Origin of the sequence: Acinetobacter sp. YH12231 (assembly GCF_013417755.1) — a bacterium.
Lineage (GTDB): Bacteria > Pseudomonadota > Gammaproteobacteria > Pseudomonadales > Moraxellaceae > Acinetobacter > Acinetobacter amyesii.
Window position 1 is genome coordinate 86,383 of the sequence record NZ_VPDJ01000006.1, and the last position, 14,911, is coordinate 101,293.

Below are 14,911 nucleotides of genomic sequence, written 5' to 3' on the forward strand. Positions count from 1 at the left end.
GAGTCAGATTATCCTGAATAATCTTCCTATTTATCAACTATTATCGTTCGCTTTATACAAAAAAGAAAATGTTCTGCATAAATTCGTCGTTGCAATTCTACCAATGTCCAAGCATTACGCTATACTTTAGCCAATTTATAATCGAATAAACGGGTTAAGCAGTGCCTATAGAATTTGTCGCAACGTCAAGATTACCGACCGCTTTTGGTGAATTCAATATTACGGTTTTTCAGGATCCTGAAACCGGTGAAGAACATGTCGCACTCTCTAAAGGACTAGAACAAGCTCCTACTGAACCTGTTTTAGTACGTATCCACTCCGAATGCCTGACCGGTGATGCCTTTGCTTCACTCAAATGTGACTGCGGCCCACAACTTCAAGCCACCCAAAAATTAATTAATGAAGCGGGTCAAGGGGTGATTTTATATTTACGCCAAGAAGGTCGCGGTATTGGTTTAACCAATAAAATCCGTGCCTATGCCCTACAAGACCAAGGTCATGACACCGTGGATGCCAATTTATTATTGGATCTTCCTGCCGATGCACGTCGTTATGATATGTGTCCTATCATGTTGAATCATCTCAACATTACTGCGGTGCGTCTCATTACCAATAACCCGTTAAAAATTGAAGCGCTACAAGAGCAAGGCGTGAATGTCGTTGATCGCGTTCCGCTGACTGTGGGTTTAAATCCCTTTAACGAACAATATTTAAAAACCAAACATGATCGTATGTCGCATATGTATCAAAAGGACGATTTTTAAAAATCCTTTAAATTCTCCATAAATTAATCCCTCCAAACCTCCCTTTACAAAAGGGAGGCTTCCCCCTCTTTATTAAAGAGGGGTTAGGGAAAATTCAAATCGTCATCGAAAAAATACGATTTTCAGGAACACGACGTTTTAATCGTAAATCAAAAGCCATGCAGATATTGCGAACAAAAGGCTTGCCTGCGTCACGCACCTGAATGTGCTGATCAAAAATCTCGAGCAAGCCATCTTCTTGCATTTCAGCCAATTGCGCTAATACGTCATCAAGCTCAGTAAATTGCATTTCTGGACCTGCCCAAGAAGTTTGGAAACTACACATCAAATTAAGAATATGTTTACGGATGATTAAGTCTTCATCTGTCAGCACATGCCCCCGATAAACTGGAATTTCATTCGCTTCTAAACGTGCATAATAGTCTTCAATTTTCTTTTCATTTTGCGCAAAGCTATACCAACTGTCACTGATCGAAGATAAGCCTAGACCAATCATTACTTGGGTTTTCGATGCGGTATAGCCCATAAAATTACGGTGCAAACTGCCCTGCTGAAAAGCTTGATACATCGGATCTTGGGTTAATGCAAAATGATCCATCCCAATTTCATGATAGCCCTGCGCCAGTAGCTGTTTTTTACCTTCTTCATAGCATTGGCGCTTTAAATCATCTTTCGGCACATCGGCATCTTTAAAACCACGTTGCCCATTGCCCTTAATCCACGGCACATGCGCATAGCTATAAAAGGCTAGACGATCTGGCATCAAACGAGTGGTCTGTTCAATGGTATGCAACACATCGTTTAAATCCTGAAATGGCAGACCAAAAACCAAATCATGTGAAATAGAGGTATAGCCAATATCACGTGCCCACTGTGTCACCTGCTCAACATTTGCAAAGGGTTGAATACGGTGGATGGCTTTTTGCACCTTCTCATTATAATCCTGTACCCCATAGCTCACACGTCGAAACCCAACATCGTACAAGGCTTGTAAATGCTCACGTGTGGTATTGTTCGGATGCCCTTCAAAGCTAAATTCATGTGTATCGGCAATATCAGCATGCGCTAGAATGCCTTGAATCAACTGGGTGAGATGCTCAGGAGAAAAGAAAGTAGGCGTTCCCCCGCCCAAATGAATTTCTTTAATCTTCGGTCGATCGACCAAGAGCTGACAATATAAGTCCCATTCTTTCAGCACCGCCTGAATATAAGGCAGCTCCATCTCATGTTTTTTCGTAACTTTTTTATGGCAACCACAAAACGTACATAAGCTTTCACAAAAGGGTAGATGGATGTACAGACTGATGCCTTCGCTGTGATTAGTCTCATCAAATGAACGCTTCAATCCCTGTTTCCACTGTTGCAATGAAAATTCAGCTTCCTCCCAATACGGCACGGTTGGATAACTGGTATAGCGTGGACCTGGTACATTGTATTTTTGAATTAAAGAACTCGCCTGCTGAGACATCGATGCACCATTTCAATCAATGAGATTCAATTTAAATTTACCTTATGATTATTGTGCTGAGCTTCAGATGTGAATTCAACCTAGCAAATTTGTCGGAATAGGCTCAATTTCAGCCGGAGCAATTGCTGCTATCTTTGCATGATCTTTTGGTTTAATCACTAGATATCTAGATTTAAAGCAAAGATCCGATGCTGAGTATCGGGAAAAATGCCTTAAGTTTTCACGTAATTTATGCTTTGATGACACTTATCTTTAAATTATTTTAATAAAGGTCACCATGCAGAATCCAACTTCAGCCGATATTCAACGTGTAGATGAATTCCTTCGCGATTTACAGGCACGGATTTGTGCCGCATTGGAACAGCAAGAACGTGCTGGTGGCGGAAGTGCCGAATTTGCGATCGATGACTGGGAGCGCCCTGAAGGTGGTGGTGGTCGCTCACGTGTTCTACAAAATGGGACGGTGATTGAAAAAGGTGGTGTGATGTTCTCGCACATCAACATTTCAAAATTACCTGCCTCAGCGACTGAACGCCATCCCGCTATTGCAGGTGCAAAAGCGCAAGCCATGGGCGTGTCATTGGTAATTCACCCGAAAAACCCCAACGTCCCAACCTCACATGCCAATGTGCGTTTATTTGTTGCCGAAAAAGAAGGCCAAGATCCGATTTGGTGGTTTGGCGGTGGTTTTGACCTCACTCCATTTTATCCAAATGATGAAGATGTCTTGTCTTGGCATCAAACTGCCCATGATCTCTGTGCCCCATTTAGCGATACGCTCTATGATGAACATAAAAAATGGTGTGATGACTATTTCTATCTAAAACACCGTGATGAACAACGTGGTGTGGGTGGTTTATTCTTTGACGACCTCAACCAATGGGACTTTGAAACCTGTTTCAAATATATGCAGGCCGTGGGTAATGGTTATTTAGAGGCGATTTTACCGATCTTCCAAAGAAACCAAGACAAAGCCTATACCGAAGCACAACGAGACTTCCAACTTTACCGTCGTGGTCGTTACGTTGAATATAACCTTGTCTATGACCGCGGCACCTTATTTGGCTTGCAAACTGGTGGACGTATTGAGTCGATTTTAGTGAGTATGCCACCTTTGGCGGGCTGGTCGTATCGTCCTGAATGGGAAGAACATTCTGCCGAGAAAAAGCTCACCGACTTTTATTTAAAACCGCAAGATTGGCTTAATACGCTGAAATAAACTGATAAACATGTATTCACCCCCTGTCCGTCAGGGGCTTTTTATTGCCTGATGATTAGAGTATTCATTTGTATGTAATATCTTGATGCATAAATAAATTTTTTAAGCATTTACTTTGTAATCAGATTGCTCAACAATGACACATCTTTTAAACAGCTTTAAGCTATGTCATTGCACAATGTGTCAATAAACTTATGGCTGTAATTTTCTTGTACGGAGTACAACGCACATGACACATCAAACACTCAATAAAAAAGCAGTCAGTCTTACTGCATTGGTGTTTTGGAGCTTTGCTGTTGTGCTGATTAGCGCTATCAGTACCAATATTTTTTCCGAAACGTCTTTGAATGATAATTTGGCTATTGGCTTCATGGTGGTTGCCTTGATTGGTTTAGTCATCAGTGCAGCGAGCATCTTGATTCAAAGCGTCCTAGATATTTGTAATCCTTAATTTTCCGCCTTTATTTCACGATTTTAAGACTGCCCGAACTTTAGCCATCCTCGGTTTTGGCGTATATTGTCTGCTCTTTCACATCTACATGGACGCTGTGCAATGAGCAAACAATTTGCCGTGATTGGCAACCCGATTGAACAATCACGCTCACCTGAACTTCATCATGCCTTCGCTGAAAAAACAGGCCTCGACATTCAGTACAGCAAACGACTTGCGCCACTCGATGGTTTTCAGCACAGCGTCGAATCCTTCTTTGCCGAAGGTGGTATCGGTATGAATGTCACTGTTCCGTTTAAAGAACAAGCCTATGCACAATGTGCCGTCCTTACTGAACGTGCCAAAATTGCAGGTGCGGTCAATACATTATGGATGCAAGATGGCACACTCCATGGCGATAATACCGATGGACAAGGCCTAGTTGATGCCATCCGTGCCTTAGATTGGAATTTAGAACAGAGCGATATATTGATCATTGGTGCAGGCGGTGCGACACGTGGCGTGATTTACCCACTGGTACAAGCTGGGGCCAAAAAAATCGTGATTGCCAACCGGACTTTAGCGCGTGCTGAACAATTGGTTGCTGACTTAAAAACTGCTGTCCCCAATGCCGAACTTGCAGCCATTGCCCTCGCCGACTTAGCAGGTCAATTTGATCTGGTGATTAATGCCACATCGGCCAGCTTAACGGGTGATGCTCTAATTTTGCCTGAAGCTTTACAATTCACCCACGCCTATGAAATGGCCTATGGCAAACCATCGACATTTTTGGATCAAGCCAAAGCACGCCATGTTCCAACCTCAGAAGGTTTTGGCATGTTGGTTGGTCAAGCGATCGAATCTTTTTCCATTTGGAATGGCGTCAAACCTGATCTAAAAGACTTTCTATAATTCAAAATGATTTGCTCAATTCACTTTCTGAGCAGTCTAAACACCTAAAAAAAGAACCTCAATTGAGGTTCTTTTTTTGATCCAACTTAGTTCTTGTGTTTTTGTATCGCCTTATAGGTCTCATAATAAGCCGATTGGCTGAACAACTCTTCGTGTTCTGCTGCTAGGCCTTGCAATGACGCTTCTGATAATTTTCCTTTGATATCATCAGCAAAGGCTTGCGCATAGATTTTTGATGCTTTCACCAAATGTGCTTTTTCAGTTCCTTCCAGTTCATAACTGGCTAAAAAGTTTTGTTGATATAAATGTGCAAAAATCGCCTGATCAGTCTTATAGGTTTTTTGCAATTGTTTCCACTCAACCTGAGCTTTGTACTCACCAATCCCCGACTGTACATAATGATTGACCGAAGAACCTAAGTCATCAAAGTCTTGATAGCGATGTAAAGCATGCTTATCACGTAATTGATTTAAACGTTTCAGCGCATTGCCTGTTGGTTCTTTTAACCCATCAACAAATCGATATGCATAGACTTCCGCAATTTCATTCAAATCATTGACTGAGTAATAACGCACATACTGAGCGCGATAGTTAGCAAATGCCACGACAAATGCCGCTTGATAGGCTTTCACTTCAGATTGATGGCGCTTATAACTTTGCAATGCCACAGTACTGAGATATTCAGGAAGTTCGATTTCTTCATTTGCAGCACGGACATCATCAACCGATGCAGTTTCTGCTTCAGCAAGCAGAGGATCATTTCCCGTGATTGGCGCAAGCAGGCCTTTCAACATATTTTCAAAGAGTGAATCTTTACTGACTTCCTCAATGGATTTTGCCTGTTTCATGGCTTGACGATCAATTTTAGTCGCATTGCCATAATTCAAGATTTGGTTGCTACTTTTCAGCTTTAATTGACCTAAACGTGGCTCATTAAAGGCCAATTGATAGTCCATTACTTGGACGCGGCCTTTGTGATCTAAGCCTACATCCATCACAACATTCGAAGATGATTTATCCTGTGCATTCAGCACCTGCGCAATTTCAGCTTGATGCTTTTGCCATAATTGCTGAAATTGTTTTACATCGATAAGTTGTTCACTTTGATATTGCTGGAATACCGGCTTTAACTGCTCAACAGCGTCCGCAATCTCAGAATCTGTATTGGATGCGTCCGCAGCAGAGGCCGATGGTACAGAATCTGCTTGCAGCGGTATCACTCGAACATCTTGATAATCCTGACACAGTGTGACTTTACCAATCGGCACCTGTTTGGTGTTCATCAAGGCCTGACAGACTTCCTCAGATAAATTCGCTGTTTCATCATCTTCTTCTGAAGCCGCATAAGCTTCGGTTACTTCAGTATCCGAACTATAGGTTTCTTCGTCATCACCCGCGGTCGCCTCCGCATATGCACTTGCAGTATCGATCGCGTATTCAGCAGATTCAGCGGCAGAAGACGTTTGTTCGTCTTCCGTTTCATGTTGGTGATACATCAGGCCATGCATTTTCGCATTGAGCAGCTCATTCACACGTTCTACAGATGCATAAGCCGCATCATAGTCTTCATCCTCAGCTGCTGCCGCTACTGCAGTCCCTCCCGCCGCTTCAGCCGCAGCCATCGCCTCTTCGGAAGCACTGAGATGCACAGCAGCGTCCACAGATTCATCTTGCTCAGCGTCACTATTGCGCTGACCTTTGATTTGCGTGGTGTAATAGTTGGCGTTCACAAAATCAAAAAGTTCAAGCTGGGTGTATAGCGCATCGAGATCACCCACATAGCGGATTTTTTTAGTCAGCCCTGCATTTTTTTCATCACGTGTTAAAGCAATATTTTGCACTTGATTCGGCTCTGCCAAGACATAGGGCAAAGCATTCATTTGTTTTAAATAGTCAGCAAATTTTTTCAAATCGTACTGGGCAATCGTCTCTTTATGTTTTGAAAAATCCACATAAGCCAAGCTGCTTTGGCTTTCACGATTTACCATAAACGGCATGAACGCAAAGTAGTTGGTATAAAATTTATGTTGATTAAAATCAATGATCATCGGCAACTGTGCATTCACCTGCAAAGTCGGTTTTTGATAACTCAGTTGTAAGGTTAAGGCAGCAAGTTTTTCTCTAAAATGTACTGAACCGCTATAGCTAAACTGTAAATCATTCAACACATTCAGTAGTGATTGTGCAATTTTGGATTGCGGAGAAACGCCATCATCTTCATCGCTATAGCGCGCTGATGGTGGGATCGATTCATTGGCAATCGCTTGATAGAGCTGTTTCTTTTCTTTTTGGCTAAATGGAATATTTTGGGTTTTAATCAACTGATCCAGTTGTTTTTTAAGTTTAGGATCCAGCTCTGGCTGTGTAATAGTTGCAGGCTTTGACTTGGTTTCAGGCTTTTTTTCATCGAACTGAAGATCTGTCTGAATTGAAAATTGCCCTTTCATGTCATAACTGGCATTTTCAAACATTGCGTTTAAGCCTTGAGTGGCTTGTTGCCCGAGAGACTGCTCTGTTGAATTGGTTTTTATGACATGTTGAGCACACCCAGTAATACTCAAACCCAGTAAACAAAGTGTTATATATTTTAATCGCATAATTGTACGAAAGACCTAAGTTCTTTATGATTTATTAAAAGAAAAAAATGATCAAAAGATCAACACCCAGTCTATCAGAAGTTTACTTTTCACATGTTGGTTAAATATTACAATTCGCCTTTCTGACATTTTTTAAGGGCGTATTCATCAATGTTTTTTGGATGAAATTATGAATAATCAAATCATCAATACAGATAATCCAAAAAAATTTAGATATTAGGATTAAGACTATGCCTGCATATAAAGCGCCTTTACACGATATTCGTTTCTTAATGAATGAAGTGCTCGATTACCCAGCACATTACAAAACTTTGTCTAATGGTGAAGCTGCTGATGCAGACACTGTCGACATGATTTTAGAAGGTGCAGCGGATTTTTGTGAAAACATCCTTTCGCCTTTGAACCAAACGGGTGATGAAGAAGGCTGTCATTTTGAAAATGGTGATGTGAAAACACCAAAAGGGTTTAAAGAAGCCTATGACCAATTTGTACAGGGTGGCTGGCAAGGTCTGTCTTTCCCTGAAGAATTTGGCGGTCAAAACTTGCCACAGTCGTTGAATCTCATCAAATCTGAAATGATGGGTACAGCAAACTGGTCATTCCAAATGTATCCGGGTCTCAGCGTAGGTTGTATCAACACCATTCTACAATTTGGTTCAGAAGAACAGAAAAACCAATATTTACCGAACCTTGTTGCTGGAACTTGGTCAGGCACCATGTGCTTAACTGAACCTCAATGCGGTACCGACTTAGGTCAGGTAAAAACCAAAGCGGAACCTCAAGCTGACGGTAGCTATGCAATTTCTGGTACAAAAATCTTCATCTCTGCGGGTGAGCATGATTTAACAGATAACATCGTGCATATCGTACTTGCTCGTCTTCCAGATGCACCTGCGGGCACCAAAGGCATTTCATTGTTCATCGTTCCAAAATTCCTTGTGAATGCAGACGGTTCAGTGGGCGAACGCAACCCTGTGACTTGTGGTTCGATTGAACACAAAATGGGGATCCGTGCTTCAGCAACAGCTGTGTTGAACTTTGACAATGCGATTGGTTACTTGATCGGTGAAAAACACAAAGGCCTACACGCAATGTTCACCTTCATGAACACTGCACGTATTGGTACAGCGATCCAAGGCATTGCACATGCTGAATTGGCATTCCAAGGCGCTCTTCCATATGCCAAAGAACGTATGTCTATGCGCGCACTTTCAGGTAAAAAAGATCCTGAAAAAGTAGCCGATGCGATTATTCACCATGCAGACGTACGTCGTATGCTTTTAACTCAAAAAGCGATCGCTGAAGGCGGCCGTTCAATGATTTACTATGCAGCTCAAATTGCGGACAAAATGACTGATGCTTTAACCCGCGGTGATACAGCAGCGTTTGAAGCACATGATGACCACTTAGGCTTCTACACCCCGATTCTCAAAGGTTTCTTAACCGAAATGGGTTATGAAGCTGCAAACCATGGTATGCAAGTATACGGAGGTCATGGTTATATTAAAGAATGGGGCATGGAACAAATTGTTCGTGACTCACGTATCTCTACTCTCTACGAAGGCACAACCGGTGTTCAAGCACTAGACTTGATTGGTCGTAAAGTTCTGCTGACCTCTAAAGGTAAAGTGATTCGTGACTACACAGCTGAAATCTTGAAGTTCTGTGGTCAACATGCACGTAACAAATACATGCGTCGTTTTGCGTGGGACTTAACGAAGCTTTGCGCACAGTGGAATGCATTAACGGTTCGTATCATGCTTGCAGCACGTAAAGACCGTGACATCGTATCTTCTGCTTCTGTCGATTTCTTAATGTTCTCTGGCTACGTGATGATGGCTTATTTCTGGGCACAACAAGCTGCCGTAGCTTCTGAAAAATTAGCAGAAGGCAATGGTGCAGAAGTTCCTGAGTTCTATAAAGCAAAAATCAAAGTGGCTGACTTCTACTTTGAACGTCTATTACCACGCTCACAAGGTCACGCTGAAGCAATGGTTAACCCATCGAAGACCATGACTTCTTTGGCTCCTGAACACTTTAGCTTTGACTACTAAGCTTTAAACCGAGTTAAATGACTCTATAAAAAGACCGCTTCGGCGGTCTTTTTTGTCTTCTCTTTTAATTTTGATCTATAGGAATTACGAGTAGTATTCTTAATTTCTTCATGAGGTAATAACAATGTATAAAGATGAACTTTATATGGAGAAATATTGTTGTATTTTTCAACAAAAATAGAACACCTTATCGCTAAAACATAATTTTATTTAATAAATATTAAATACTTAAAGTAAATTTAACTCCATAATTTTAGCTTTACATTTGTATCTCATACAACTTCATATCTTCTCCATAGCCTCCCCCTATGATGACTTCATTGATTCATAGAGAGCGTAACCATGAAAAAATTGATGTCTTCATTGATGATTGGTCTGATTGCAACAACTGCGACAATGTCTGCAATGGCAGCGCCTGCATTCGATCATAAAAATCCGCTACCTGCTGCACACTTCGATAAAAAACCTGTACCGCCTAAAGCAACACATCACAAACCTGCTGGGCAGCAAATGGTGAAAAAAGAGCATCAACAAGCTCATGCAAAATTTGCCAAACAAAATCATAAGGCAGTAGCTTTTAAAGGCAATCAACACAAACCTGTTTCGCAGCATAAATTACCGCCAATGCCACCGAAACATCGTTAAGCTAAATTAAAAAAAGACCGCTCATGCGGTCTTTTTTAATATTTACTTTGCTTTATCAGCAATAAATTCTTTAATCTCTATGGGTTTATCTTTTACCAACTCAACAGTGCCTTCATTCACACCATTAAAGTTCTTAAAGTGAATTGAAACACCTTGGTCGTTGGCAAGTCGTACACCACTTCCTGAAACTCCTCGTTTCAATTCATACACACGATCAGAATTATCAGTCAATTGTGCGGTTTCAAAATTATCTTTGGTTTTTAACTCAAGGCTAAGATCTTGTGGCCCTGTAAAGTGAATCACTTGCTCATCTTGAGATACTGCAACATCGTTTGTTTGTGCAGTTGCGGTCGTTGCCTCTGTTGCAACATTTTGTTCTGATGGTGCTTTTTTATCGGTGCAACCCACCAAAGCTATAGTTAATAACGTCGTAGTTAAAATATATTTCATTTTCTGAAGTTCCTTTATGCCATGTAAATTCAATTATCAACTGAATAATTTCATACACATTCTGCAAATTACATTCGAAATATGAAAAATTACTTGTCGCTCAAATTTTAAAACAAGTTTGACATAGCTTTCATTACAGGAATTCTTCCAATACTGAATTTAAAAAGATATGTCCCTGCTCGGTACAAGACAAAAGTGTTGGATCACTGACCATCAATTTACGTTCACGTAATGAGTTCAATAACTCGGCAATTGGCTCTAAACTTTCCCCTGTACGCTCACTATATAGCTTGGCTTCCACCCCATGATTTAAACGAAGTGCATTCATCATAAATTCAAAAGGCATATCGGCTGCTTCGATGCGCTTAAACTGAAGATGTTCAGCAGGTACTTTGGCTAAATAGTCTTTCGGCAATCGGGTTTTTTGGAAACGATACACCCCGTCTGGCATGGTCACTTTACCATGTGCGCCTGCGCCAATCGCCAAATAATCGCCAAACTGCCAATAATTTAAATTATGTGCCGACGGCTTTTCTTTACGCCATGCCGATACTTCATAATTGATAAAGCCTTGCGCTGTTAAATAGGCTTCGCCCTGTTCTTGAATATCTTCAAGCACATCATCGACAGGTAAAATTGGTTTTGTGCGGAAAAAAACTGTATTGGGTTCAATGGTCAATTGATACCACGACACATGGGTTGCCCCATTTTCCACAGCAAGTTTTAAATCCAAAAGCGCTTGCTCAATGGTTTGTTCAGGCAGGCCATGCATCAAGTCGACATTTACTCGTTCAAAACCCACCTCTTTTGCATGCTGAATGGCAGAAATCGCATCATCATTCGAATGAATCCTCCCCAGCTTTTTCAGCTGGTCGGTATTAAAACTTTGCACACCGATAGATAGACGATTGATCCCTGCATCTAAATAACCGGAAAAAGGATCGTGCTCAACCGTACCGGGATTGGCTTCCAAGGTGATTTCACAACCTGCTTCAAACGGTAGCAACGCTTTGAGCTGAGCAAATAACCATTGATAGCCTTGGGCAGAAATCAAAGATGGTGTCCCACCACCAATAAATACACTATGGATCAGGCGACCCTGAGCAAAATCGACTTGGGTTTTAAAGTCTTCAACCAACGCCTGTAAATATTCTTGTTCTAAGTCCAAAGACAATTCACCATTCGGCACCGCATGCGAATTAAAGTCACAGTATGGACATTTGCGCACACACCACGGCATGTGAATGTATAAAGATAACGGAACAACTGCAGGATTTAATTCAGCCAAGGAAAATGCTCAAAAGGAACAAAAGAAGTAAGCGCATTTTAACATGACTGCATCAGAGCGCTTATGAAAACTCATCCACAATACAGTAGACTAATAAAATTAAAGAAGAATTAGATGATTAGAAGATGAAAATAAGCAGCCATTTATTGTACTTACTGCCGCTCGCGATGGGTGTTGGTATCGCTATGACCATTCAAACAGCGATCAACAGCCAATTGCGTGAATATTTATATTCACCGCTGCAAGCTGCCCTTTTTTCTTTTTTGGTTGGTACAATAGTCCTCGCCTTTATGGTGTTTTTTCAATCGGCCGAAAAACCGGACTTTGCAAGTTTTGCTCAAATCCCTTGGTATTTATGGCTGGGGGGATGTTTGGGTGTTTATGCCATCAGTATCAGTATTTATACCGCACCGAAACTGGGTTTTTTATCCCTCTCCGGTCTGATTATTTTTGGACAGATCTTAATGTCGATGGTATTTGACCATTTTGGCTTGCTCGGCACTGAAAAAACCCCGATTAACTGGCAACGCTTATTGGGTGGCGTGGTGATTTTTATTGGTGTGCTTCTCACTTTCCAACGCTAAGACCTCATTCCTAAGCACCTCACAAGAAATGAGTACATTCTGTGTCTACTGTCACGGCTGTAACAAGCAGCAAGTATGAATTAAAACAACTGTTTCATTTAATGATCCCGATATTGATCACGCAGTTTGCGCAAGCGGGATTTGGTCTCATTGATACCATCATGGCTGGACACATGTCCGCCAATGACCTTGCAGCCATTGCGGTCGGGGTCGGTTTATGGATACCGGTCATGCTGCTGTTCAGCGGCATTATGATTGCAACCACCCCATTAGTGGCAGAAGCCAATGGTGCTCGCACGCCTGAAAAAATTGCCACCATCGCCCGTCAGTCTGTGTGGGTCGCATTATTTTTAGGGATCATTGCCGCATTAGTCTTACAAGCTATGCCGCTGCTTTTACCGTTATTGGGTGTCCCTGAAGTATTACTTCCGAAGGCGAGCTTATTCTTACACGCCATTAGTTTAGGTATGCCTGCTGTCACCATGTACGCAGCTTTACGTGGTTACTCAGAAGCATTGGGGCATCCACGTCCAGTCACTGTGCTGAGTCTGCTGGCCTTATTGGTGTTAATTCCACTGAACTTTATTTTTATGTATGGTTTAGGCCCAGTCCCTGAACTGGGTTCAGCAGGATGTGGTTTTGCCACCGCGATTTTGCAATGGTTAATGTTCTTTGCTTTGGCGATGTACGTTTTCAAAGGATCGGCCTATCAAAAAACCCAACCTTTCGCTGCTTTTGAAAAAATGAACAGTGAATGGATCAAACGTATTTTAAAACTCGGCTTTCCTATTGGCTTAGCCATTTTCTTTGAAGTCAGTATTTTTAGTACAGCCGCTATTGTGTTGAGTCCTTTAGGCGAAGTCACCATTGCAGCGCATCAAGTCGCCATTTCGATTACCTCGCAATTGTTTATGATTCCCATGTCACTAGCGATTGCGCTGACCATTCGGGTCGGTACCTATTATGGGGAGAAGAACTGGCTAGCGATGAGAAAAGTCCAGAAAGTCGGTATGTTGACAGGGACGGTATTTGCCCTAATTACCATGCTGCTGCTTTGGCTTTTACGTAATGAAATTGTGTCACTCTATACCAATGACTATGATGTGACTCAGCTTGCAGTGTACTTGGTGTTGTTCGCAATTGCCTATCAATTAATGGATGCATGGCAAGTCAGTGCCGCAGGATGCTTACGCGGCATGCAAGACACTAAAGGGCCGATGTGGATCACTATGATCGCGTATTGGATCATTGCCTTCCCTGTCGGGATCTATCTTGCACGCTTCACTACGACTGGTGCTGCAGGCGTTTGGATTGGCCTGATTGTAGGTCTGACTGTCGCATGTACACTGCTACTTACGCGTTTATTTATGATGAATAAACGTTTAGCACATGCGGGATAAGCCCTAAAAAATCATCTAAAAAGTTACTTAACTGATGTTACGCACATAAAAGTAATTTTGCATTTTTAAAATGATTTTTAATTTTATTCGACGGAGTCTTACATCTTAGGGATTGAATAACGGGATTAGCCTTCGGCTGGAGGTACTTTTGTTTCGGCAAAAGTACCCAAAACCATTGTCATCCGCAAAACTCGTTCACCAGCGTGTAATTATTCAAAGTCACGCAAAAACATTTTTGATTAGAAGTAGTCCTGTCTCAAACACTTGCGGATGACGTTACCGCGTATCGTTCTTTTATTTGAATCAAATGGCGCTTCTGATGTTACTACGTAACATCAGTTACTTAAAAAAGACGGCTACGCTATGCAGAAGATTAATGCAAATTAACACCCTGCATAGCAATGCCATAAATAAAAAGCATGAAGAAGAGGAAAATAAACATGTCCCATGTATTTCGCTCGATCAGTCTCTGTCTGAGCTTAGGCTTTTCCATGTCACTACAAGCTGAACAAACGATCAACCGACATGAATTTCCTTTATATCACGCACCCATTAAAGTCCAATCACAACCCGAATTTGATTACATCAATCAAGCACTTTGGACAGCCTTTCGCTTTTATCATGAACAACAGGCTGACTCATATACCGCACGTTTAAAATTAAGTTGTCAGCAGTCTGGTATGGCGTATACCTATCAGGACTTCATCAAGGCCAATCAAAAGTTTACCTCTGCGGATGATCAGGATTTTATCGTGACGCAAAACCTCATCACCTTGAATGAAAATTTACACCATAACCAATGCAGTAAATATCTCAGTCCACATTTAGAACTGGAAAAAACTGAATCGAGCGAAGCAGCAAAACCAACTAATTAAGCGCCGCGATGGCATTTTTTAAACCTTGTGGCACTTGACCGTCGTCCTCTACGTCTTTCACGATCGCCTGCCCGACGATCACATCTGTCCCATTAAAACTCATGGTTGGTGATCCATACAATTCATAGCCTTCATTTAAAGCTTTGGTCACACGGGCACAGAAATTGACATCATCTTTACCGGTTAAATAGCGATACACTTTCATCGTTCAGTTCTCTTCTAGCG

General features: G+C 41.7%; 14 protein-coding genes. 9 read left to right on the forward strand and 5 right to left on the reverse strand.

Going from position 1 to position 14,911, the window contains the following annotated elements; genetic code table 11:
- Positions 1-161: 161 nt before the first annotated feature.
- Positions 162-764 (forward strand): GTP cyclohydrolase II, encoded by a 603-nt coding sequence (ribA, locus tag FTV11_RS04105; RefSeq protein WP_168379100.1) that lies wholly within the window; start codon positions 162-164, stop codon positions 762-764.
- A gap of 94 nt (positions 765-858) precedes the next feature.
- Here the strand turns inward: ribA and hemN are convergent, their stop codons facing one another.
- On the reverse strand, positions 859-2,232 hold the full coding sequence (hemN, locus tag FTV11_RS04110; protein ID WP_180073428.1) for an oxygen-independent coproporphyrinogen III oxidase: 1,374 nt from the start codon (positions 2,230-2,232) through the stop codon (positions 859-861).
- Between the two features lie 277 nt (positions 2,233-2,509).
- Between hemN and hemF the strand changes: the two genes are divergently transcribed.
- From hemF to aroE, 3 genes are all read left to right on the forward strand, one after another.
- On the forward strand, positions 2,510-3,451 hold the full coding sequence (hemF, locus tag FTV11_RS04115; protein WP_180026069.1) for an oxygen-dependent coproporphyrinogen oxidase: 942 nt from the start codon (positions 2,510-2,512) through the stop codon (positions 3,449-3,451).
- Between the two features lie 229 nt (positions 3,452-3,680).
- The gene (locus FTV11_RS04120) at positions 3,681-3,902 is read left to right on the forward strand and encodes a hypothetical protein (RefSeq protein ID WP_078189308.1); all 222 of its coding nucleotides are present in this window, start codon (positions 3,681-3,683) and stop codon (positions 3,900-3,902) included.
- Between the two features lie 102 nt (positions 3,903-4,004).
- Complete coding sequence (aroE, locus tag FTV11_RS04125; RefSeq protein ID WP_180073429.1) at positions 4,005-4,793, forward strand: shikimate dehydrogenase; 789 nt, start codon at positions 4,005-4,007, stop codon at positions 4,791-4,793.
- An 86-nt stretch (positions 4,794-4,879) separates the two neighbouring features.
- Here aroE and FTV11_RS04130 read toward each other — a convergent pair whose 3' ends face one another.
- Positions 4,880-7,390, reverse strand: a complete 2,511-nt coding sequence (locus tag FTV11_RS04130) for a hypothetical protein (RefSeq protein ID WP_180073430.1) — start codon at positions 7,388-7,390, stop codon at positions 4,880-4,882.
- A 230-nt stretch (positions 7,391-7,620) separates the two neighbouring features.
- Here FTV11_RS04130 and FTV11_RS04135 point away from each other — a divergent pair, with 230 nt between their 5' ends.
- Both FTV11_RS04135 and FTV11_RS04140 read left to right on the forward strand, forming a co-directional pair.
- Positions 7,621-9,444 carry an acyl-CoA dehydrogenase C-terminal domain-containing protein gene (locus FTV11_RS04135; RefSeq protein ID WP_168379095.1) on the forward strand — a complete coding sequence of 608 codons (1,824 nt, stop codon included), beginning with the start codon at positions 7,621-7,623 and terminating at the stop codon, positions 9,442-9,444.
- A gap of 342 nt (positions 9,445-9,786) precedes the next feature.
- Positions 9,787-10,089 (forward strand): hypothetical protein, encoded by a 303-nt coding sequence (locus FTV11_RS04140; RefSeq protein WP_180055404.1) that lies wholly within the window; start codon positions 9,787-9,789, stop codon positions 10,087-10,089.
- 42 nt (positions 10,090-10,131) lie between these two features.
- Here FTV11_RS04140 and FTV11_RS04145 read toward each other — a convergent pair whose 3' ends face one another.
- Positions 10,132-10,539 (reverse strand): hypothetical protein, encoded by a 408-nt coding sequence (locus FTV11_RS04145; protein WP_168379842.1) that lies wholly within the window; start codon positions 10,537-10,539, stop codon positions 10,132-10,134.
- A 133-nt stretch (positions 10,540-10,672) separates the two neighbouring features.
- A complete protein-coding gene (hemW, locus tag FTV11_RS04150; RefSeq protein WP_180026074.1) occupies positions 10,673-11,827 on the reverse strand; it encodes a radical SAM family heme chaperone HemW in 1,155 nt (384 codons plus the stop codon).
- Positions 11,828-11,952: 125 nt separating this feature from the next.
- Between hemW and FTV11_RS04155 the strand changes: the two genes are divergently transcribed.
- From FTV11_RS04155 to FTV11_RS04165, 3 genes are all read left to right on the forward strand, one after another.
- Entirely contained in the window at positions 11,953-12,411 is a 459-nt protein-coding gene (locus tag FTV11_RS04155; RefSeq protein WP_180003411.1) for a DMT family transporter, read from the forward strand.
- A gap of 41 nt (positions 12,412-12,452) precedes the next feature.
- A complete protein-coding gene (locus tag FTV11_RS04160) occupies positions 12,453-13,811 on the forward strand; it encodes an MATE family efflux transporter (protein ID WP_373685400.1) in 1,359 nt (452 codons plus the stop codon).
- Between the two features lie 440 nt (positions 13,812-14,251).
- Positions 14,252-14,686: a hypothetical protein gene (locus tag FTV11_RS04165; protein ID WP_180073431.1), complete on the forward strand. Its 435-nt coding sequence runs from the start codon at positions 14,252-14,254 to the stop codon at positions 14,684-14,686.
- On the opposite strand, the gene FTV11_RS04170 is transcribed toward FTV11_RS04165, so the two are convergent.
- Positions 14,679-14,891, reverse strand: a complete 213-nt coding sequence (locus tag FTV11_RS04170) for a DUF1737 domain-containing protein (RefSeq protein ID WP_180073432.1) — start codon at positions 14,889-14,891, stop codon at positions 14,679-14,681. The genes FTV11_RS04165 and FTV11_RS04170 overlap by 8 nt on opposite strands.
- Positions 14,892-14,911: the final 20 nt, after the last annotated feature.